This window comes from Myxococcales bacterium (genome assembly GCA_016706225.1).
Classification (GTDB): domain Bacteria; phylum Myxococcota_A; class Polyangia; order Polyangiales; family Polyangiaceae; genus JADJKB01.
The window spans coordinates 144,300-166,142 of sequence record JADJKB010000014.1 but is presented as its reverse complement, the minus strand read 5'-3'; the positions used below and the strand labels follow the sequence as shown (position 1 = coordinate 166,142).

Sequence of the window (21,843 nt, the reverse complement as noted above, 5' to 3'; positions counted from 1 at the left end):
CAAATTTTCACGAGGATTTCCCGCGCTATCCCGGATCCAGAAAGTTGCCCGGTCATCGCATCCTCACCACCACCCGCTCGGGGTGCGCGACGTTGTCCGCAAACACGATGCCGGGGACCCGGCCCTTCTTCTCCATCTGGCCGATGACCCGCTCGGCCATGAGCAGCTTCTTCCGCCACGGGCCCCGGCCGATGTGCACGGTGATGCCGGACTTGCCGAGGGTGAGGCTCACGTCGCCGCCGGGCGCGAGGTGAACCTCTTGCACCTGCTGTACCTTGCTCATCGGGATGCGCTCCCAGTGCCGCACGATCTCGAGGCCGAGGGCGAGGCGCTCGATGGCGCGCGGACGATCGCGAGCGAGATCTTCCGCGGTGACACCCGTGAGCACCGGCTGGTCCGATGGATCACCCTCTTCGAGCTGTTTGAAAGGCTCTCCGGTGCGAGTCACCAGGTAGAGCTGCTCGCCGATGGACGCTAGTGCGCCCACCTCGCGCTCCTCGAGCTCGATGCTGAGGGTGCTGGGGAGCGCACGCGCGACCTTGACCTCTTTGATCCACGGATCGGTCAGCAGGCGTTGTTCGACCTTGTTGGTGTCGATGGCAAACACGTTGTCGCCACGCTTCACGCCCGCGGCCTCTGCTATCTGATCTTCCGACTTGCGCTTGCTGCCCTTGACCTCGATGCTGCGCACTGCGAAGCGCGGCGACGAGAGCGCATAACGATGCGCACCCCAGGCCACGGCGCCGGACGCCGCGACCACGAGCGCCACACCGAGCGCGAGCTTCAGCAGCGACCAAGTCGTGCGGAAAAATCCAGCACCTTCGTCGGGCGGAGCGTCGCTCTCGCCGCGAGCGCGCCGGGAGCCTCGGCCGTTCTTCGCCGCCACGGGTCCGGGTTTCGGACTCTCACTGTCGACGAAGGCGCTCTCGTCCGGAGCGGACACCGTCGCACCGTGCTTCTTGGCCTTCACGCGCCCTCCCCTTGGCCAAATCGCACTCGCAGCTGGTCCGCAACGAGCGGCAGGATCTTGTTGATGTCGCCCGCGCCGAGCGCGATGACCACGTCGCCGGGGTTCGCCTCGGCGGCAAGGGCGGCCGCAATGCTGGCTTTGTCTCCGACGTGCCGCACGCCGCGGTGCCCGTGGTCGGCAATGGCTGCGGCGAGCGCCTCGGCGCTGATGCCGGGGATGGGGTTTTCTCCGGCGGCGTAGATGTCCGCGATGATCACCGAGTCGGCGACGTTGAAGGCGCGGGTGAACTCGTCGAACAAGAGCTGAGTGCGGCTGTAGCGGTGCGGCTGAAACGCGACCAGCACTCGCTGCTTGAACACCCGGCGCGCGGCGTCGAGCGTCGCCGTCACCTCGGAGGGGTGGTGCCCGTAGTCGTCGACCAACGTCACGCCGCCGATCTCGTGGGTGACGGTGAACCGCCGCGCGACTCCGTGGAACGAGGCGAGCGCCGTCTTCATCACGTCGAGCGGCACCTCGAGCTCATCGGCCACCGCGATGGTCGCCAGCGTGTTGAGCACGTTGTGGTCACCGGGCATTCGCACCGAAAAATCTCCGAGCGGCTCGCCCTTGCGGTACGCCATGAAGGTGGTCGTGAGCCCAGCCTGGCGCACGTTGCGGGCCGCATAGTCGGCCTGGGGTGACAGTCCGTAGGTGACGTGGCGGTGCCGGATGCGCGGCAAGATGTCCTGCACGTGGGGATGATCGAGGCAGAGCACACTCAGGCCGTAGAACGGCACCCGCTCCGCGAACTCCACGAAGGCCGTCTTCACCCGCTCGTGCGTGCCGTAGAAATCGAGGTGCTCGGCGTCGATGTTCGTGATGACGGCGATGGTCGGCGTGAGCCGCAGGAACGAGCCGTCGCTCTCGTCGGCCTCGGCCACCAGGAGATCTCCGGCGCCGAGGCGGGCGTTGGAGCCGAGGGCCGCCATGCGCCCGCCGACGACGACCGTTGGATCGAAGCCGGCCTCGCGCAGCACCGTCGCGACCAGCGAGGTCGTCGTGGTCTTGCCGTGGCTGCCGGCGATGGCCACGCCGTACTTGAGGCGCATCAGCTCGGCGAGCATCTCGGCGCGGGCAATGATCGGGATGCCGAGGGAGAGCGCCTCGCGCATCTCCACGTTCTCGACGTTGACCGCGCTCGAGTAGACGACCACGTCCGCGCCGCGCACGTTCTCGGCGCGGTGACCGACGTCGATGCGCACGCCGAGGCGCTTGAGGCGGCCGGTGTTCTCGCCCTCTTTCATGTCCGAGCCGGACACATCGAACTCGAGTGTGCGCAGGATCTCCGCCAGGCCGGACATGCCGATGCCGCCGACACCGATGAAGTGCACGTGGCGAACGCGCCCTCTAAACATGGCGACCTCCCGCAGGGGCGGAGCGATCGCCGGGGAAGATGGAGAGCCGTGCGCCGTTCATGCGGGCATCTCCAGGCAGCGGCTGGGACCGTCGTCGGGCAGCTTCGGAAGATTTTTCCGCGATCGATGCCGTTGATTCCGACCGGAGCGAGGCCCGCGAGCTCGAGCAGATCGAGGGCGATGGCCCGGGCCGCGGGGGGCGACCCCAGCTCGCGGCCGCCGCTGCCATGGCTTCGAGCACGCTGGGGGCCGAGGCCATGCGCTCGATCTCGTTCGCAAGGCGCTCGACGGTTGCGTCAGTCGCAGCGACCGAGACGGCGGCGCCGGCGCTGGCGAGGGTCTCGGCGTTGTACCGCTGATGATCTCCCGCAGCGAAGGGGTACGGAATGAACAGCGCCGCGCGCCCAACCGCGGCGATCTCGCTGACGGCGCTGGCGCCCGCGCGGCTGATGACGAGATCCGCACTGGCGAGCGTCGCCGGCATGTCGTCGATGAAGGGGGTGACGTTCCAGTCGAACGACGGCGTCGCCGCCTCGTAGCTGGCACGCACCTGCTCGACGTGGGCCGCGCCGCATTGGTGCGTTACCTGAAGTGAGCTCTTCACCCGAGCGAGCGCGGCTGGCACGGTCTCGTTCAGAGACTTCGCACCCTGGCTTCCGCCGATCACGAGCACCGACAGCGGTCCGTCGCCGCGACGGTACGCGCGCGGCTCGAAGCCAGCGCGGATCGGCACGCCGGTCGCGAGCGCCGTGCCGCGACCGAAATGGCGCTCGGCTCGCGGAAACGCAACGTAGGCCCGGCGCACGAGGGGAACCGTCAGGCGGTTGGCGAGGCCCATCACACTGTTGGGTTCGATCAACGCCAGCGGCACGCGCGACACTCGCGCCGCGACCGAGATCGGGCCGGCGGCGTAACCGCCGATGCTGAGCACCGCCCGCGGCGTGTGACGACGGAGCAACTGGTTGGCTTCCGGGATCGTTCTCAGAGCGCGCCACACTCCGCGGACCGCACCCAGCGCACCGGAGCCGCGAATGGGCAACACGGACAACAGCTCGAGCTCGTAACCGCGGGCGGGCACCAGCTTCACTTCCATGCCGCGCTCCGTACCCACGAACACGACCCGCACGTCCGGCGCCAGGCGGCGGAGCTCGTCCGCCACCGCGATCAGCGGAAACACGTGACCGCCCGTGCCACCGCCCGCAAGCATCAGGTCTCGCCGCTCACGACGCAGCCTCCACCGGTGCGGAGCGACGCGCGCGCTTCTTGGGCGGCTCGTCTTCTTCGGCGAACCCGGCTTCGGAGACGAGCATCGCACTGGCTTCGGGTTTGGGTCCGCCCTCGGCGACGCGTTGATTGGCGCGGCCCGCTCGCTGCCGCGTGATGTTGAGCAGGATCCCCATCGCCGCCGCGTTCACCAGGAGCGACGAGCCGCCGTAGCTGACGAAGGGCAAGGTCAGGCCCTTCGTCGGCAGGATGGCCATGGCAACCGCGAGGTTCGCGACGGCCTGGATCCCGAACAACATCGAGATGCCGAACGCGATGTAGGAGCCGTAGTCGTCGGGCGCGGACAAGGCGGCGCGGATCCCCCGCAAGACGATCACGAGGAACGCCGCGGCCAGGGCCAAGACACCGATGAACCCGAGCTCCTCGCCGATGATGGCGGCAATGAAGTCGGTGTGGGCCTCCGGCAGGTAGAGCACCTGCAGACCACGACCGAGACCAAGACCCGTGGTCTGACCGGAGCCGAAGCTCATCACGGCCTGGAACGGCTGGTACGCCAGATCCTGCCGGTGCTCGTTCATGTAGAACCAGGCCAGCATGCGCTCCCAGCGGTAGCTGGTGAAGCGCACGAGCCACGCCGCGGCGAGCGCGCCGAGCATGGCGACACCCAGCAGGTATCCGAGTCGGGCACCCGCGACGAAGAGCAGCGTGAACGTGAGGAACAACAAAACGACGGCGCCGCCGAAGTCCGGTTGTTTGAGGCAGAGCAGCATCAGCCCGCCCGCCATGAGCAGGTGAGGCAAGAGGCCGACCGAGAAGGACTTCACCTGCTCGCGCTTCTTTTCCAGCGAATAGGCCAGCCACAATACCAGCGCGAGTTTGGCCGCCTCCGACGGCTGCACGTGAATGGGGCCGAGGCGCAGCCAGCGCGTCGCGCCGCCGCCAGAGTGACCAAAACCGATCACGGAGAGCACCAGCAGACCGGCGACCCCAGCGAGGATCGGATACGTCAGCGGGCGCAGGCGGTGATAGTCGATGCGCGACAGCACCCCGATCAGGATCAACGCGGCACCGCCGAACATGGCCTGGCGCTTCAGGAAGTACTGCGCGTCACGAAACACCACTGTCGCTTCGATGACACTGGCGCTGTAGACCATGACCACACCAAAACCGATCAGACCGACCACGATGGCGCCGAGCACGACGTCGACCGGCCCGGTCCGTTCGGTGGGCGCGAGCCACTTCCTGAGCGCGTTCATGTGCCGGTCTCCTCTCGGCCTAGGGCGTGCACCGCGGCCGCAAATTGCCGGCCGCGGTCGACGTAGTTCTCGAACATGTCGTAGCTGGAGCAGGCGGGAGAGAGCAGCACCGCGTCTCCGGACCGAGCGAGCGCCTTCGCAGCGCGCACCGCGTCGAGCATGCTGCCGGCGCGAGCCACCGGCACGGCTGAGCCGACGGCCGCCGCGATGCGGTCCGCCGCCTCGCCGATGAGCACGACAGCGCGGCCTTTTTCCGAGAGCGCGGCGACCAGCTCGGTGTACCCCCCGAGTTTGTCGCGACCACCGGCGATCAGCACCGCACAGGGTTCTTCGAGCCCACGCAAGGCCGTCACACTCGCACCGACGTTCGTGCCCTTCGAGTCGTCATAGAAGCGCACCCCATCGAGCTCGGCGATCAAGGCCATGCGGTGGTGCAGCGGGTGAAAGGCCTCGAGGCCGGCGCGGATGGCCTTGCTCTCGACCCCGAGGCAGCGCACGGCTGCGATGGCCGCCGCGGCGTTCTCCAGGTTGTGTCGACCGTGCAGATCGATGCCGGTGAGCGAGTGCTGCTCTGCGGTCGCGCGCTCGACGACGGCGCGAGCGCTCAGCGCAAAGTCGCCGTCGGGGCCGAAGGTCACTCGTTTGCCTCGACCGCGCTGCGCTTGCTCGGCGCACGCCGCATCTCCCTCGGGAACGACGGCAAAGTCCGCGGGCGTCTGGTTCACGAAGGCGTTGCCCTTGGCCCGTGCGTACTCGACGAAGCTCGGATATCGATCGAGGTGGTCTTCGCTGATGTTGAGCAGCACGCTGACCTTCGGCCGGAACATCGGCGCGCGCTCGAGCTGGAAGCTGGAGACCTCGAACACCACCGTGTCGAAGTCACCACCGACCGCGTCACAGGCGGGCGCGCCCAGGTTGGCGCCGGCGAAGATGCGCTGCCCCGCGGCCTCGAGCATGCGCGCGATCAGCGTGGTCGTCGTGCTCTTGCCGTTGGTGCCACCCACCGCCACGATGGGCTGGGTGATGAAGCGCGCCGCGAGCTCCATCTCGCCGATCACGGCGACACCGGCCTGCTCCGCGCGGGAGAGCTCCTCGAGAGGCGGCACGCCGGGGGACACCACACACAGGTCCGCTTTGTCGAAGGCGACGCCTCGGTGACCGCCGAGCGTGAGCTCGATCCCGAGGTCCGGCAGCTCCTTCGGCAACCGCTCCGCCGTCGCCGAGTCCGTGCCGAGCACGTTCGCGCCGAGCCGCTGGCACAGACGTGCGGCCGAGACTCCGCTCTTGCCGAGGCCGACCACGATCACCCGCTTTTGGTTCAGGTCCACGCCATCACCTCAGCTTGAGTGAGCTCAGCGACACGAGCGCGAGCAAAATGGCGATGATCCAGAACCGCACGATGATGCGCGGCTCCGGCCAGCCCTTTTTTTCGAAGTGATGGTGGATGGGGGCCATCAAGAAGACGCGCTTCTTGAACAGCTTGAAGCTCACGACCTGGGTGATGACACTGGCGGCCTCCACCACGAAGATCCCGCCGAGCAACACACTCAGGAGCTCGTTCTTGGTGAGCACCGCGAGCATGCCGAGGCCGCCGCCGAGCGAGAGCGAACCCACGTCTCCCATGAACACTTGGGCGGGATAGGTGTTGTACCAAAGGAAACCGATTCCTGCGCCGATCACCGCCGCGCCGAACACCGCCAGCTCACTCATCTCCGGAATGCCCGCGATGTGCAGGTAGCCGGCGACCGGGCGCCCGAACAGCACCGCGCCGGCGATGTACGCCCACACCACGTAGGTGCCGGCGCTGATCATCACGGGGCCAATGGCCAGGCCGTCGAGGCCGTCAGTGAGGTTCACCGCGTTGCTAGTGCCCACGACGACCAGCAGCGCGAACACGAAGTAGGCCCAGAGCGGCAGCTCGATGGGGTGTTTGTCGAAGGCCAAGAACGGAATGGAGAGGCGAGCTCGAATCGCCAGCCAATCGACCGGAAGTTTGCCCTCACCGAGGAACAGGTAACCGAGGGCGCCGCCGCCGATCACGAACTGCCCCATGAGTTTGTAGCGGCCGGGCAGACCCTTCGAGCTCTTGCCCTCGATCTTGAGGCGGTCGTCCAGGTAACCGATGGCGCCGTACCCGGCGGTGACGACGGTGGTCGCGAGCACGAACACGTTCTTCACGTCGGCCCAGAGCGCCGTCGGCACCAGCACCGCGAGCAAGATCAGCGCGCCGCCCATGGTGGGCGTGCCGGCCTTGATCTTGTGTGACTCGGGGCCCTCGTCACGAATGACCTGGCCGATCTGTTTGGTCTGGAGCTTGCGGATGAACCAGGGCGCCAGCACGAAACACAGCACCATCGCCGTGATCGTCGACATGATCGCGCGGAAGGGTGTGTACCGGAGCACGTTGAGCGCGCCGGCCCAGCCGTACTTCGAGGACAGCGGGTAGAACAGCTCGTAGATCACGCCGCCCTGCCCTTCGCCCGGATGAGGCCTTCGACCACCCGCTCGGCCCGGACACCCCGCGACGCTTTGACCAGCACGACGTCGCCGGGGCGAAGCTCCGAGAGCACGAGGCGGAGAGCGGCGTCGGCGTCGGCGACGAAGGTCGCGTCGGCGCCGGCGGCCTCTGCCAGGTGGTTCGCGTCGCCGGCAACGGCGATCAGACGGGCCGCACCCAGCTCCGCCAGCGCACGACCGACCTCGCGGTGCTCACTCACACTGAGCGGGCCGAGCTCGCGCATCTCGCCGACCACGAGCAGCAGACGGGCCGAGCGGGAGCTGGCGATTTCCAGGGCTGTGCGCGCGGACGACAGCACACTGGCGGGGTTCGCGTTGTAGCTGTCGTCGATGACGATGCTGCCATCGCCGAGCTCGACGGGGACCAGTCGCCCCGACTCCCCCGCGCCGAGCGCATCGAGGGCGGACTGGAGCGCCGCCGGCGAGAGCGGGCCGCCGTTCACCGTTTCGGCGACGGCAACTCCGGCCGCGACGGCGAGCGCGCCCGGCTCTCCGAGGAGACCGGTCGTCAGACTGAGCGCGGGACCCTGCGGTCGCTCGATGACGAGCTCACTGCGATTGAGCGACGACAGCGCCCGCGAGACCACGCGGTAATCGGCAAGAGCGCGGGCGCCATACCTGCGCTTGGTCTTGGCATGCGTGGCCTCGAGCCGGCGCTCGACGCGCGCGTCGTCCGCGTTGCCGATGGCGACGGCGTCGACCTCGAGCGCGTCGAAGAGCGCCGCCTCCTCCGCCTCGATTGAGTCGAGATCACCGAGACCCTCGGAGTGTTCGATGGCAATCAGCGTGACGACGCCGACGTCCGCCTGGGCGATGTGAGCAAGTCGCGCGACCTCACCCAGCTGGTTGGTGCCGAGCTCGACCACCGCGCTCCGGTGTTGCTCCGTCATGCCCAGCAACACCATCGGCACACCGACCAGGTTGTTGAGGTTGCCGGGCTCGGAGTGGACCGCACCCGGGTGCACCGCTTCGAGCAGCGCACTGACCGCGCCTTTGGTCGTCGTCTTGCCGGCGGAGCCCGCGACGGCGACCAGGGTGCCATCCCAGCGCTGGCGGTGAAAACGAGCGATGCCCCCGAGAGCCGCGAGCGTGTCTCGCACCCGGATGACGGCGACGTCAGCCGGCACGTCGACATCGCGCTCGACGAGCACGGCGCGCGCGCCGCGGCGCGCGACATCCGCCACGAACGCGTGGCCGTCGAAGTGCTCACCCGAGAGCGCCACGAACAGCCTGCCGCTGACGTCGGCGCGGGAGTCGGTGGTCACGCCGCGCACGCCGTCGACTGCGCCGGCGACGGCACCGGCGACGAGCGCTCCACCCGTTGCCAGGCACAGCTCGTCCAAGCGCAGCTCGGCGAAGTTCTCGGGGATGGGGGTCGCCATCAGGATCTGCCCCCACCGCGCCTGAGCGCCAGCGCTCGGCGTGCTTCGTCACGATCATCGAAGGCGCGGCGCTCGGCGCCGATGAGCTGGTAGGGCTCGTGGCCCTTGCCCGCGATGAGCACCACGTCGCCGGGTTTCGCGGAGAGCACCGCGCGCTCGATGGCCTGCGAGCGATCGAGCTCGACCTCGAAGGGCGTGTCGTGCGGCGCGAGTCCCGCTACGATGGCCTCAGCGATGGCAGCGGGCTCCTCGGAGCGCGGGTTGTCGTTGGTGACGATGGCCCGCGTCGCGAGGCGGCCGACGGCATCCCCCATCTTCGGGCGCTTGGCTCGGTCGCGATCTCCCCCGCAGCCGAAGACACAGATCAGCTCTCCCGTCGTCAGACCGCGACAGGTCAGAAGCACCCGCTCCAGGGCGTCGGGGGTGTGGGCGTAGTCGACCAACACGAGCACGTCGTCATCGGGGGCGTCACAGCGCTCGAGGCGTCCCGGAACGGAGGGCGCCGAGCCGAGAGACGCGGCCGCGCGCGCCACATCCAGGCCCAGAGCCTCGACGATGGCCAGGGCCGCGAGCAGGTTGTCGACGTTGTGTGCGCCGACCAGGCGACTCTCGAAGGCAACCTCGCCGGAAGGCAGGTGCACTCGTCCGCGGATGCCGCGCGCATCTTCCACGAGCTCAGTTGGGTAAACGTCGGCGCCGCGCGCCGACTTCTTCACGCGAAGCACCCGCGCCTTCGTTGCCTCGACGACCCGTGCGCCAAAGGGATCGTCCAGGTTCACGACGGCGACGCGCGGCGCGAGCTCCGTGAAGAGCCGCAGCTTTGCGGCCGCGTACTCTGGCATGCTGCCGTGAAAATCCAGGTGGTCCTGCGTCAGGTTGGTGAACACACCGACCGCGAACTCGATGGCCTCGACGCGGTAGCTCGCGAGCGCGTGGCTCGAGGCCTCCATCACCAGCTGACTGCCGCCCCGATCGCGGACGCGGGCCACGAGCCGAGTGACCTCGTCGGCCTCGGGGGTGGTGAGGCCGGAGTCCGAGACGTCGGCGCCGAAAGCAAAACCAAGGGTGCCAAGCCTCCCGGCGCGCCCACCCGCCGCCGTCACGGCCTCGGTGGCCAGGTACGACGTGGTGGTCTTGCCGTTGGTCCCGGTGATCCCCACCACACTCACCGCGCGAGACGGGTGATGGTGAACGGCCTCGGCGGCAAATGCGATGGCGCGCTGCACGTTCGAGACCTCGACGATCGGCAGCGCGACGTCAGGCAGCGCGACGCCGCGTTCGATCATGATGGCTGCAGCGCCTCGCGCGACGGCGTCGCTCACGAACGTTGCGCCGTCGGCGCGTCCCCCCGAGCGCGCAGCGAACAGATCGCCGGCAGAGACGCGGCGCGAGTCCTGGCGCACGTCCACGACCCGCACGTCGTCCTTCCCGATGACCCGCGCGCCGTCGAGCTCGCGAGCGAGCTCACCGAGCTTCAGACCAGGGACGGGAGTGTCGGAGACCATGGCGGACTGCGTCATGAAGCGGGCTCGAACACGAGCGTGATGCTCGCGCCTTTGTCGACGATGCCCCCGGGCGGAGGCTCCTGCTTGGCGCACAGGCCGCTGCCCGACACCCGCGGCGAGACCCCGAGCTCGATGGCCTGACGAATGGCGGCGCGCGCCGGCCAGCCCGTCATGTCCGGTACTCGCACCTTGCCTGCCGGGACCGGCCCACCCATGGCCACGCCCTCCTGTACCGACGGCTTTTTGCCCCGAGCTTCCCTGAGCAATGCGTAGGCCAGGTTCGCGCGATCCGGCTTCACACCCAGCTCGGCGACGTCGACCCGGTCGCGGGTCGCGGCGGTGAGACCTTTGTACTTGAGCGCGGCCTGCGCGACTCGGCGGAAGATCGGCGCGGCGACCGCACCGCCCGCGTGCTCCACCATCGGCTCATCGACGATCACGCTGATGGCCACGACGGGCTTCTTCGCTGGCACGTAGCCCACGAAGCTCGCGATGTACTTGTCGAGGGAATAACGTCCGGTCGCGGGGTCCGTCTTCTGGGCGGTGGCAGTCTTGCCAGCGACCTCGTAGCCGTCGATGGCCGCAGCGAGACCCGTGCCCTCGCCCTCGGTGACGGCGATCATGAGCTCGGTGATGGTCTGTGCGACGCGCTTCTGGATCACCCGGCGGCGCACGCGCGGAGCCGACTCGCGCACCACTTCGCCGGTCGCCGTCGTCACGCGCTTGATCAAGATCGGCTCCATCAGCTCACCGCCGTTGGCGATGGCCGCGGCGGCCATTGCCAGCTGCAGGTTGTTGACGCTGATGCCTTGACCGAACGACGCCGCGGCGGTCTCCACCTGGACCCAGGGCCGCCCGCGCGGACGCAGGGTGCCGCTGGACTCACCCGGAAGGGACACCCCCGCAGGCAGGCCGAAGCCGAAGCGCAGCAGCGAGTCGTAGAGTTTGTCGCCGCCGAGCCCCAGCCCCACCTTGGCTGCACAGATGTTCGACGACACCGCCAGGACCTGGGCGATGGTCAGCCAACCCGCCGGGTGGGTGTCGCGGATGACGACGTTGTCCACGGGCATCATGCCCTTCTCGCAGTAGAGCTTCTGGTCCGCGGTGATCACACCAGCGGACAGGCCCGCCGCGATCGTGAACATCTTCATGGTCGAGCCGGGCTCGAACGAGTCGTTCACACCGCGATCGCGCCGTGAGGCAGGCTCACTGTCGCCGTAGTCGTTCGGGTTGTAGCCGGGCCAGCTCGCCATCGCGAGCACCTCACCGGTCCAGGGATCGACGACGATCACACTGCCGCCCGCGGCTTCGAAGGTGCGCGCCGCCGCCGCCAGCTCCCGCTCGGCAGTGAACTGAATGCCCTGATCCAGCGTCAGCTCGATGTTGTGACCCGCGAGGGCCTGCTCGTCTTGAATGCCGTCGGAGAACAGCAAGCGCCCCGAGCGATCGCGGAGTCCACGCAGTTGCTCCGCGTGCCCCTTGAGCTCCTGGTTCATGGTGTACTCGAAGCCGTCCTTGCCCTCGCCATCGGGCGCGACGAAGCCAAGCAGCGGACCCGCCAGCTCTCGCCGCGGGTAGTAGCGACGGCCTTCACCCTCGACGACCAGCCCGCGCACCGGTTTGCCACCGCCGCCCTCCTTGCTGCCCAGGGCGCGGATCTTCTCCGCCTCGTCCGCGGTGATCTGGCGCTTCAGCCAGGTGAAACGCCGCTTCTTCAGGATCTTGCGCTCGACCAGCGCCGGATCCAGACCGAGCGCCTGGCCGATGCGGTTCGCTGCATCGCGCGCGACGACCGGGAGCTGCTGCGCCGGCACGTTGCGCAGGAGCTCGACGGCGTCGAGGCTCACGCTGGGAACCTCGACGCTGACCGCGAGCGCGCTCTTGTTTCGGTCGTAGATCGTGCCGCGCTTTGGCGTGACGTGCAGGCGGCGCTGGCGTTGGCGCTCCGCGAGCTCGCGCCAGGCGGGGCCGTCGGTGACCATCAGGTCGAAGCCGGCCGAAACGACGACGCCCAGGCCGAGCGCGAGCATCCCGCACAGGAGGCCCATGCGAAGTCGGATGTAACGGCCGCGCGGTGTGTCGAGGCTGTTCACTCGGATGGCTCCTCCCAGCCGTCGTCGGGTGGCGGTGGGATCGGCGAGCCGGGTGGCGTCGGTGTCCCCGCGGGGTCGGTCGTGTCGCCGGCGGGTCGGATGTCCGCTGCGCTCGCCTCGTCGGTCGCAGCCGCGGGCTTGCTCTCGTCCGCATCCTCGTCGACCGGCTGCGCACCCGCGGGCAGGATGCGATCCCCCGTCGGCTCGCTCATGCCGAGCAGGGACCGTGCGACGAGATCGACTCGTTCGGGGGTCTTGTGGCTGGCCAGCTCGAGCTCGAGCACGCGCTTGACCTCGCGCAGCCGCGCGACCCGCGCGTGAGCGCGACCGAGCTCGTATCCGAGCTCGACGCTGCGCACCCGGAGCCCCAGGTAGAGAACGAAGGCCGCGGTGGCCGCGAGCACCGCCAGGGTCCACAGCGTCAAGAACGGGTTGCCGCGCCCCTTCACGCTGCCTCCTTCGGGAGCCGGCTCGCGGCGCGCAGCTTGGCGCTGCGGGAGCGGGGGTTCTCGGACCGCTCGGCGTCGGCGGCGATCAGCGGTTTCTTGTGCAGACGCTGCCAGGTCGTACGCTCGAGGAACGCACGCTTCACCAGGCGGTCTTCCAGCGAGTGAAAGCTGATGATGGCAGCCACACCGCCGGGGTCGAGCAGTGACGGCAGCGCGGCCAAGAGCGCGCGCAGCTCTTCGAGCTCGCGGTTCACTGCGATGCGCAACGCTTGGAAGGTGCGCGTTGCCGGATCGATACCACCAATGCGACGCGGACCGACCGCCCGTACCACGGCGCGCCGCAGGTCGAGTGTCGTCTCGAGCTCCCCGGCAGCGAGCGCTTGTTTGATGCACGCGGCCACACGCCGTGAGCGCCGCTCTTCCCCGAGCTGATAGATGATGTCTGCCAGCTCGTCCTGGCTGACGCTTTCGATCAACTCTCGCGCCGTCTCCCCCGCGCTCGGGTTCATGCGCATGTCGAGCGGGCCCTCGTTGCGGAAGCTCATGCCGCGCTCGCGATCACCGAGCTGCTCGGAGCTCACACCAAGATCCGCGATCACACCGCGCACATCCGAGAGCTTCGCCGCGCGGACCCACGCACCAACCTCACTCATGTCCGAGTGCACCACCATCGCGCGTTCACCGAACTCGGCCAGCCGGCGTTGGGCCGCGGCGACCGCAACGGGATCGCGATCGAAGGCAATTACCCGGGCGTTTTGCGCCTGGGACAGGATCGCCGCGGAGTGGCCGCCGCCGCCGGCGGTGACATCGAGGTAGACACCGCCACGCTCGGGAGCCAGCGCTTGCACGACCTCCGCCGCCATCACCGTGACGTGTTCGAAGCTGGGGGTTTCGTCGATGCTCGCTGCCACGATGGTCATACCCGGATCTGCTCCATCACGGCCTGCTTGAACGCCTGCTCTGCGTCGCCGGAGAGCGTCAGCACGGCGTCCCACTGTTCCTTGGCCCACAGCTCGACCGTGCGACCCATGCCGGCCCAGAGCGTGTCCTTCGTGAGCCGCGCACGCTCACGCAACGCCGGCGGCACGAGCACTCGTCCCGCCTTGTCGAGCTCGCACTCGATCGCCGCCGAGAGGTACAGGCGGCGGAAGCGAACGATGTTCGGGTCGAAGCTCGGCAGACCCGCGATCTTCTCTTCGAGCTCCTCCCAGCCGCGCATCGGGTAGAGGTGCAAACACGGCTCGAAGAGCGCCGGCGTCAGGATGAAACGCGGATCACCGGCCGCGACGAGGCCGTCGCGGAAGCGCGCCGGGAGGCTCACGCGTCCCTTGGCGTCGATCGTGTGGCTGAACTGTCCTCGAAACATGCCGACCCTGCGTTGCCACTCCACGGGCGAAGCCAACACTTCGCCCCACTTTTTCCCACTGACTTGGGGCGAACCTAGAGGGCGCGCCTCCGCGTGTCAACAAGTCGGCCAAGAAGAATCCCAAGGATTCCGCGCACCTAAGTGGCTCCAATTCCCTACATAGCCGCATGTTCAGTCCGTCGTATCCGCGCAGGCCGCTCGCCCGGGCGGCCTGCCCTGTGGACAAGCAACCACGCCCGCGCGGCTCGGGGACAACTTTGTGGTTCTCAAAACCCAGGGGCTTTCCTAGGGTTGCCGCCTCGATGGGGGCAGGCACGACCGCTGCAGATACCGGAGCTCGAGAGCAAAAAGAATGACCCTGCTGTTCGCCCTGATCCCCAGTCTGGTCGCCCTCGCGATCTTCGTCGGTACGTTCCGCTTGTCGCCGCCCCCGGCAGCAGCCCGAACCCGGCCGCACACCACGCTGGCGGCTCGCGCCATTACCGCGGTCCGGACCCCTCTGCCTGTCGGCGCAGTGCGTCGAAGCCCGCTGGGCGATCAACTGCGCGCCTGAGTAGGGCCTCGTCAGCCCGCGCGGGAGACGACGTTCCCCGCCACCCAATCGACGATCTCGGCCAGCGGCGTCCCAGGCTTGAAGACCCGCTTCACCCCGGCGGATTCGAGCCGCGGGAGGTCGTCGTCGGGCACGATGCCCCCGCCGAACACACACACGTCCGTGGCCCCGCGTTGTTTCAGCGCGTCGATGACCGCGGGGAACAGCGTGTTGTGGGCGCCGCTCATGATGGACAGGCCGACTGCGTCGACGTCCTCCTGTACGGCAGCGCTGGCGATCATCTCCGGGGTCTGATGGAGGCCCGTGTAGACGACCTCGAAACCCGCGTCGCGGAGCGCCCGAGCCACCACCTTGGCGCCTCGATCGTGCCCATCGAGCCCGGGTTTTGCGACCAGGATGCGGATCTTCTGGCGCTCAGTCATGGCTGCTTCTTCGGTGCTGGGGCGGCCTTGCCCGCGTCTTTCGTCGCGGCCTTGCCTTGGCCCTTGGGTTTGGGAGCCGGCTTGTCCTTCGGAGCCTTCTTCTTGGGCTTCGGCGCGCCGGGACCGAACCCGTCGACCTCGACCAGGCCGGCCGCCATGACCATCACGCCCGTGCGTCCCGTCCCAACTCCGCGCTCGAGGGTCGCTTCGAGCTTCTTGCCGTCGACGCTGGCGCTGACCTTCTTGCCCCTCACCGACAGGACCGCGAGGTAACCCTCGGGCCCAGCGGCGGGGAGCTCCACTCCCGGCGCAAGCTCGGTGGCTTTTGCGTTTCCGTCGACCAGGATCAACGTCGCCTTCGGGGTCGGCTCCGCGGAGATCAACAGCGCCACCGCGTCGTAGCTCTTCTGGCCCGACTGGCCGCGCACCAGGAGCCCGCCGCCCCGCTTCTTGATCACGATGTTCGCGTGCACCGTCTGATCACTCCGACTCTCACCGGTCGCGACCGCGTCGAAACCGTCGCTCGCAGCTGCGGCACCGAGCACGAAGCGTCCGTCATCGACCGCCAGACCCTGGGGCGCGCCACCCAGCTTCTCCCAGCGCTCCGAGCCGACGGACCAGGACTCACCCGTGGCAGGCACGAGCCGCACCCGGGCGAGCTTCGACAGCCGAGGGGCCGCGCCGTCAACCTGGACCTTCTCGAGCTGCCCGTCCGCGTCGACGCCGAGCTCCACCTTCCTGCCGTCGAGCTCGAACGCGGAAACGAGCCCGCGGTTCACCTTCACGTTCGTGAGTTTGTCAGCCACCACGTTGCCGTTGGCCTCGGTGCGACCCACGGCCACCTCGTCGGCGCTGCCACCCGTCGCCGCGAGGACACTGGCGGCCAGCACGAACGCCGCCATCGGCTCCGAACGTCCGGCGATCGTGCGCGCAAGAGCAAGCTCCATTGCCCGCGGCGCGTCGAGCATCAACAGGCGCAGTGCGTAGACTGCGTAGAGCTCGGGCGACAGACGCATCGCCCCGGCGCTTGCGCCCGGGAACGGCAGAAACGACGCCGGCAGATCGTTCGACAAGAGCGCGCTCGCACCGACGCGTGCAGACTGTTCCGCCAGCCGCTCGGCGACCTTCAAGAGCTCCGGGTGTTCCTTGAATGCGGCACGAGTGCTGAAATAGGCCGCGGAAAAGGCCACCTCGTCCAGCTCGCGATCCGGGCGGGAGGGTTCGACGTCGTCCGCCCACAGCACGCGTGTCGTGGGTGCGCCGGCGGTCTTGCCCAGGGTGACCCGCGCGCTGGCGTGCGCCTCGCGAGCCACGAGTCCGCGAGCCGGCGCCTTGTTCACCAACCACAAGCTGAGCCCCGAAGCCGCACGCGGTGCGATGTCCAGGAAACGTGCGACCTCCGCGAGTCGCTCGTCCGACGCGGTCCCACCATCTTCGATCAGCACACCATGCCGTTCGAAGGCGAGCTTGCGCGGGCCGGTCAGACCGAGCAGAGCCGACACCTCGTGCCGACCGAGCAGCCCGCGAGATAGATCGATCACCGCCAGCGACGCCTGCGCGCGCACGGCAACCAGCGACGGACCGCCGACGAGCCCACGAGCATGGCGCTCGAAGTAGACGCGGTAAGCCTCGATGCAGGCCTTGAGCGCGTCGTCGCGGATGCCCGCGGCAACGTCGTGGCCGTCGATCGCCGGACGACCGGCGTTGGCAATGACCTGGGTGACGAAGCGATGGATGCGCACTTGCTCCGCGGCGAGGCGGTCGGCCTTCTGAGCCTCGGGCCCGGTCTCCAGCGTGGGCATCGCTGCCATTGCGGCCGACGCGCGGGCCAGCAGCGCCGTCACGATCGGTGCAGTGAGCGCGTTGCGCGAGGCGACCGAGCCCGGGCCGAGCAAGATCTCGCGCGTGAGCTGCTCGCGTTTTTCGTCGAAGACGACGCTGCCAAATCCGGACGCGAGGGGCTCGGCGGCCTCACTGGCCGATAGATCCGGTCGAGCCACCAACGCGCGAATGCGCGCGGCGTTCTTCACCTCGCCGGCGCGGACGAAGCCCTGAATTTGTGCCTTCTCGGAGTCGGTCAACGCGGCGCTGGCCTGGCCCGCGACGCACAACGACCCCACGAGGAGCGTCCAACTGATGAATCTCCGCATGCTGGTCCAGAAAGCCTAGACGAAAGCCAAGCGGGCGGAAAAGCGCTTCGGCTACCGGGCGTCACGCCGATATTTCCGCCGGATCTAGCCGCCGTCCCGGCGTGCGATCAGCGCGCCCAGGAGCGCAACGACCGCCGTCTCGGTGCGCAGCACGAGGCTGCCGAGACGCACGCCTCGAAAGCCGGCCGCGCGGGCCGCGCCGAGCTCGTCCACCGAGAGCCCACCCTCGGGTCCGATCAAGACCCGGAGCGCAGTGTCCGCTTGCCAGCCGTCGAGCGCCGCGGCGAGCGAGGTCGGCGCGCTCGGGTCGAGCACGATGCCCCGTGCCGAGGGCGGGTGGGCGAGCGCCGCGGAGAGCTCGATGGGGCCCTCGATCTGCGGCAGGTCGCCGCGCCCACTCTGGCGCGCCGCTTCCCGCGCCACGCTCAGCCAGCGCTCGAGTCGTGCGGAAGCTCGGTCGTCGAGCCGCGGCACGCTGCGTTCGGTCACACACAGCACGATGCGCTCGACGCCCAGTGCGGTGGCGTCTCGCACGACGGCGTCGGGTTTGCTGCCTTTGCCGATGGCCCAGAGCAGCGTCACGGGCAGCGGCGACGTGACGCGTGCCGGCCGTGGCGCGCTCAACCGAACGCATGCGCGTTTGGGATCGGCGTCGATCAGGGTCGCGTCGGCCTCGAGCCGCGCGTCGACGTCGAACGCGACGAACGCCTCGCCCGCTCGCAGGCGGTGCACGCGGACCAGATAGCGCGAGGTCTCGGGCGACAGCACACACTCGCCTGCGACGAGCTTGGACACAGGCGCGCGGAGGGTCACGCTCTCCTCTTTAGCAGAGCGACAAAGGCAGCGTCACTCCGGGAGGTCGAGCTCGCTTCGCTGCTCCGCGCGGGCGTCGACTTCTGCGCGACGAAACGCCAGCTTCCGGTAACGGCCGTCGGCCCAGTCGGTGAGCATGTCGTCGAAGTGCGGACTCGCCCGGTCGGCCACGTTGCCCAGCGGGAAATTCACCCAGACCTCCGGCGTGCCGCTGTCGTCGATGCGACCGACCAGGCGCTCGACCGGACCGTAGTCGCTGACCCATTGGTCCGGGACCACGAAGTCTCGACGAAACACGCTGTGCGCGACGTTGATGGTGTTCTCCCCGCCGTCGCTGGGCACGTTCATCAAGGGCACACCCAGGCCGTAGGCGTTGTCGAAGCTGGTCACGTGCACCTCGCCCCAGCTGTAGAGCTTCGGGTCGACGCCACCGAAACGCGCCGTGAGGTGCGCCGCCGTGTCCTCGAGCCCGGTGAGCACGATCACGTCGCGCCCTTCCTGCAACAGCGCGCTGCCCTTTGGGAACTGTCCGTCGAGCGCGAGCGCTGCGACCTTGAGCAAATAGAACGGCGCCGCCTCGAGCACGCGCTCGTACAGGAGCGGGATCATGTCGTCCTCGATGGCACGACCGGTGGTGAAGTGTGCGAAGGCGTGAAACGCGACGGCGCCGGCCGAGTCTCGCGTCATCTTGCGGTCCCACTCTTTGGTCAACAGCTCGAACAGACGGTCGAGCTCAGGCCGCCCCTTGAACTTTGCCAGCGCCGGGTCGGTCTCACGCTTGGCCCAGGCTTCTTTCAAGAGCTCGAGGAAGGTATCCGACATCAGGCAGCGTGAGTCGATCTGGAGAGCCTGCATGTCCTCGAGCGTGATTCCGCCGGTCTGGGTCATCCGCTCGAGCTCACTCTCGATGCGCGTCGCGCGGTAGCCCGGGTCGAAGAACGCGCCGTAGTACCAGGGGTCGTTTCCCGGGTCGCCGTCGGCGGTGAATCCGAAAGGATCGTTGTTGGCCGTGGCGATGTAACCGCGCTGTTTGCCGCGGGCGTGGGGCAGCTGCTCGAGCGGCAGCTGCCCGCCGGGCCAGAACGCCTGCGGGTCGTCGCCGTTCATCAGACGCCAGGGCTCGCGACCGGCCGTGATGGGGTTGCGCTTCGGTACCTCGAGGCTGACGCGGTAGACGATGTCGTGGGCGTCGGCGCCGAGCCAGTTGTAGCTGAGCTCGGGCGCGCGCTGCACCGCCGAGTCCAGCTCGTCGACGTTCTGGGCGCGGTCGAGCTCGAGGAAATACAGCGAGCTTCTCGCGCGAAACCCGGTCCATCCGAGCAAGACCTCTCGACCATCGCCGGTGAGCGGGACCGGAACGCCAGCGAACGACGGGTCGAACAGGACCCCTTGACCTGGCACGTCCCGGATCACGATGCTCTCGCTCGTACCGCCGCGGATCGGGATGACCTCCTCGCGGGTGGTGATGGGTCGGATCTCGTCCCCGATCTTCGCTCCGGCGTCCGTGACCGCCACGGACCACATGTCCATGACGTCGCCGAACGCCGACGTCGGAGCCCACATCGCGCCTCGCGTCTGGCCGGCGAAGATCCCGGGTGCCGGCGCGAACGCGAACCCGGCCACGTCGAAGCTGCCCCCGCGGTCCTTGCTGTTCAGATGCAGCGCGTACATCGCGCCCATCAGGGTGAACACCAGGTGCGGATCGCCTGCCAGCATCGGGCGCCCGTTGTCGGTGAAACGCCCGTCGACTGCCCAGTTGTTGCTGCCCGGCTTGGGCGCGGCGATCAGCCGACGCCAGGCCGCGGCGTCCTGGGCAGACTGGGGCCACGGCCCGGGCAAGGCGCTGGATTTTGCCTGCTCGCCCACGCCGGGCCCGGTGTTGCCCGCCCCGGACGCGGCTGCGCTTGGCAGATCCTCCGGCGGCACGGCGAACGTGGGATACGCCGGCTGAAAGATGCGCGCGCTCTCCAGCGTGGCGGGAGCAATGTTCCCGAGCAGCGTGATCAAGATCTCGTAGAGCAACGTCTGGTCGAGCCCCAGCTGGATCATCTTTTGAACGATCAGCGGATCGTCCTCGGTCCAGGGCTGTGGCATGAAGTCGAGCTCGTCCTTGCCAAAACCAAAGGGCGGGGGCACCGCGCCGGAGCGCACCTCGTCGACCCGCCGATTGATGCCCTTCACCCAGGCTTGCAGCAGCGCAAAACGCTCCGGATTTTCGGCGCGCATCAGCTCCGCGTCGAGCTTGCCCCAGCGGGGGAGATCGAACAGCCGCACGAGTTTGTCGTCCTGGAGCGCGGTCGCGCCGAACGATCCCTTGAAGTCGGCGCCCAGGATCTCCGCACGCTGGCCCCGGGCGAAGCGCCGCCACATCTCGATCTGCAGCAGGCGATCACTCGCGAGCTGGTACCCGTACGCGTAGAACAGGTCCTCGTCCGTGCTGGCGTAGATGTGCGGCACTCCCATGTCGTCGACGACGATCTCGATGGGTTTTCCGTCCTCGCGCTGGACCTCGGGCTCAGCGCCGCAGGCGCACACGGCCAAGGCCAGCGCGAAGACGAACGTCGTTCTGGGTGACCGCCTCACATCGGCATCGCCGCGCGCACGTCGGCGCACGTCGCCCCTGGCGCGAGCTGAACCATCTGGTAGGCCGCGCTCTGGACTGTGAACTTTGGCTGATTCTGGTCGATGAAATCCGACTCGCCCGCGGAGCAGATCTTCCCGTCGTTCCTCTTGCAGCCGACGACGTGGTTGTCCAACAGTTGCACCGTCGCTCCGCCGGATGCGCTCGTGCAGCTGTCGCGCGCACCGGAGATCTGGAACGAGGTGCGGGTGACGATGTAGATCTCCGAGGCCCGTTTGCCGCTCGGGTTCAGCGCCTCGAACAAACTCGTGGGCGGCGCCGAGAACGGTGGATCGGTGCGTGGCAGCGCCAAGATCCCGGGCTGTCCGTCGGAGTCAGGGTCCACGCTCGTGATCTGTTTGGCGGACGACGGCCAGGGGCCGGTGGGATCGTTCATCGAGAGCCCGACCAGCGATACGATGGGATCCATCGTGATGGTCGCGCCGATGTCGAAACCGGAGAGCGAACCGGTGGCCTTGAACTTGGGCATGCCGGGTTTGTCCCAGACCGCATCCGGGATCACGGTTTGCACCTGACCGCCCCCCGCGATGGCCGTCTTGCTCAGCGGCGGAATGGAGCTGCCACAGGGTGTCACCTCACCCGTCGCTGGGATCTCGCCGGTCGCCGGGTTCACCTCACCAAAGTCTAGAGCGGTGCGCGTCCAGATGTACATCTTGCCGCTGCCGGCGGAGATCCCGGTCTTGGCGGCCCAGGTCACGTCCGCGACGATGCGGTTGCCGATGAGCGAGTGTTTCGTGTCGTTGTTGCAACCGTTGGACGAACCGCCCACACCCGGATCCCCACCGACTGCACCCCCACCGCCGGCGCCCTCGCCCGCAGCGCCGCCATTGCTCGTGCCGCCCACCGCAGAGCCACCGCCGACGGCGATACCACCGCCGCCGCCGCCGCCGGCGCTCTGGCCTCCGGTGCTCGCGCTCGAGCCGCCGCCATCGTCCCCACCACCACAGCCACCGAGCACGAGCATCAGAGCCGAGAGTCCAATCGTCCGCAGCATGAGGCCTCCAAGGGTTGAGGTAGCGCCAGGCGCGCCATCCTCTCCACTGACACGCCCCCACATCGGGCCTTGCACCGCGCTTCGGGTGTGACTGGAAAAAGGGCTGACGCACCG

At 68.5% G+C, this 21,843-nt stretch carries 18 protein-coding genes; 1 reads left to right on the top strand and 17 read right to left on the bottom strand.

What is annotated here, in order from left to right; genetic code table 11:
* Positions 1–52 precede the first annotated feature (52 nt).
* From IPI67_23000 to mraZ, 12 genes are read right to left on the bottom strand one after another with little or no spacing between them, the layout of a single operon-like run.
* Positions 53–970: an FtsQ-type POTRA domain-containing protein gene (locus tag IPI67_23000; GenBank protein MBK7583052.1), complete on the bottom strand. Its 918-nt coding sequence runs from the start codon at positions 968–970 to the stop codon at positions 53–55.
* On the bottom strand, positions 967–2,364 hold the full coding sequence (locus tag IPI67_22995) for a UDP-N-acetylmuramate--L-alanine ligase (protein MBK7583051.1): 1,398 nt from the start codon (positions 2,362–2,364) through the stop codon (positions 967–969). Before IPI67_22995 ends, IPI67_23000 begins: the two co-directional genes overlap by 4 nt.
* Positions 2,357–3,571: an undecaprenyldiphospho-muramoylpentapeptide beta-N-acetylglucosaminyltransferase gene (gene murG / locus IPI67_22990; GenBank protein MBK7583050.1), complete on the bottom strand. Its 1,215-nt coding sequence runs from the start codon at positions 3,569–3,571 to the stop codon at positions 2,357–2,359. The genes IPI67_22995 and murG overlap by 8 nt, the downstream gene beginning before the upstream one ends.
* Before the next feature lie 13 nt (positions 3,572–3,584).
* Complete coding sequence (gene ftsW / locus IPI67_22985) at positions 3,585–4,844, bottom strand: putative lipid II flippase FtsW (protein MBK7583049.1); 1,260 nt, start codon at positions 4,842–4,844, stop codon at positions 3,585–3,587.
* Complete coding sequence (gene murD, locus IPI67_22980; GenBank protein ID MBK7583048.1) at positions 4,841–6,151, bottom strand: UDP-N-acetylmuramoyl-L-alanine--D-glutamate ligase; 1,311 nt, start codon at positions 6,149–6,151, stop codon at positions 4,841–4,843. The genes ftsW and murD overlap by 4 nt, the downstream gene beginning before the upstream one ends.
* Before the next feature lie 25 nt (positions 6,152–6,176).
* The gene (locus IPI67_22975; protein ID MBK7583047.1) at positions 6,177–7,307 is read right to left on the bottom strand and encodes a phospho-N-acetylmuramoyl-pentapeptide-transferase; all 1,131 of its coding nucleotides are present in this window, start codon (positions 7,305–7,307) and stop codon (positions 6,177–6,179) included.
* Positions 7,304–8,743 (bottom strand): UDP-N-acetylmuramoyl-tripeptide--D-alanyl-D-alanine ligase, encoded by a 1,440-nt coding sequence (gene murF / locus IPI67_22970; GenBank protein MBK7583046.1) that lies wholly within the window; start codon positions 8,741–8,743, stop codon positions 7,304–7,306. The genes IPI67_22975 and murF overlap by 4 nt, the downstream gene beginning before the upstream one ends.
* A complete protein-coding gene (locus IPI67_22965; protein MBK7583045.1) occupies positions 8,743–10,263 on the bottom strand; it encodes a UDP-N-acetylmuramoyl-L-alanyl-D-glutamate--2,6-diaminopimelate ligase in 1,521 nt (506 codons plus the stop codon). The genes murF and IPI67_22965 overlap by 1 nt, the downstream gene beginning before the upstream one ends.
* Complete coding sequence (locus IPI67_22960; GenBank protein MBK7583044.1) at positions 10,260–12,341, bottom strand: PASTA domain-containing protein; 2,082 nt, start codon at positions 12,339–12,341, stop codon at positions 10,260–10,262. The genes IPI67_22965 and IPI67_22960 overlap by 4 nt, the downstream gene beginning before the upstream one ends.
* Positions 12,338–12,790, bottom strand: a complete 453-nt coding sequence (locus tag IPI67_22955) for a hypothetical protein (GenBank protein ID MBK7583043.1) — start codon at positions 12,788–12,790, stop codon at positions 12,338–12,340. Before IPI67_22955 ends, IPI67_22960 begins: the two co-directional genes overlap by 4 nt.
* Positions 12,787–13,704, bottom strand: a complete 918-nt coding sequence (gene rsmH / locus IPI67_22950) for a 16S rRNA (cytosine(1402)-N(4))-methyltransferase RsmH (GenBank protein MBK7583042.1) — start codon at positions 13,702–13,704, stop codon at positions 12,787–12,789. Before rsmH ends, IPI67_22955 begins: the two co-directional genes overlap by 4 nt.
* A gap of 2 nt (positions 13,705–13,706) precedes the next feature.
* On the bottom strand, positions 13,707–14,156 hold the full coding sequence (mraZ, locus tag IPI67_22945) for a division/cell wall cluster transcriptional repressor MraZ (protein ID MBK7583041.1): 450 nt from the start codon (positions 14,154–14,156) through the stop codon (positions 13,707–13,709).
* A gap of 352 nt (positions 14,157–14,508) precedes the next feature.
* On the opposite strand from mraZ, the gene IPI67_22940 reads away from it, so the two are divergent.
* Entirely contained in the window at positions 14,509–14,709 is a 201-nt protein-coding gene (locus tag IPI67_22940) for a hypothetical protein (GenBank protein MBK7583040.1), read from the top strand.
* Positions 14,710–14,720: 11 nt separating this feature from the next.
* On the opposite strand, the gene IPI67_22935 is transcribed toward IPI67_22940, so the two are convergent.
* From IPI67_22935 to IPI67_22915, 5 genes are all read right to left on the bottom strand, one after another.
* On the bottom strand, positions 14,721–15,131 hold the full coding sequence (locus IPI67_22935; GenBank protein MBK7583039.1) for a cobalamin B12-binding domain-containing protein: 411 nt from the start codon (positions 15,129–15,131) through the stop codon (positions 14,721–14,723).
* Positions 15,128–17,281: a hypothetical protein gene (locus IPI67_22930; GenBank protein MBK7583038.1), complete on the bottom strand. Its 2,154-nt coding sequence runs from the start codon at positions 17,279–17,281 to the stop codon at positions 15,128–15,130. Before IPI67_22930 ends, IPI67_22935 begins: the two co-directional genes overlap by 4 nt.
* 84 nt (positions 17,282–17,365) lie before the next feature.
* Positions 17,366–18,094: a 16S rRNA (uracil(1498)-N(3))-methyltransferase gene (locus IPI67_22925; GenBank protein MBK7583037.1), complete on the bottom strand. Its 729-nt coding sequence runs from the start codon at positions 18,092–18,094 to the stop codon at positions 17,366–17,368.
* A gap of 33 nt (positions 18,095–18,127) precedes the next feature.
* Positions 18,128–20,677 carry a penicillin acylase family protein gene (locus IPI67_22920; GenBank protein MBK7583036.1) on the bottom strand — a complete coding sequence of 850 codons (2,550 nt, stop codon included), beginning with the start codon at positions 20,675–20,677 and terminating at the stop codon, positions 18,128–18,130.
* Complete coding sequence (locus IPI67_22915; GenBank protein ID MBK7583035.1) at positions 20,674–21,729, bottom strand: hypothetical protein; 1,056 nt, start codon at positions 21,727–21,729, stop codon at positions 20,674–20,676. The genes IPI67_22920 and IPI67_22915 overlap by 4 nt, the downstream gene beginning before the upstream one ends.
* Positions 21,730–21,843 lie beyond the last annotated feature (114 nt).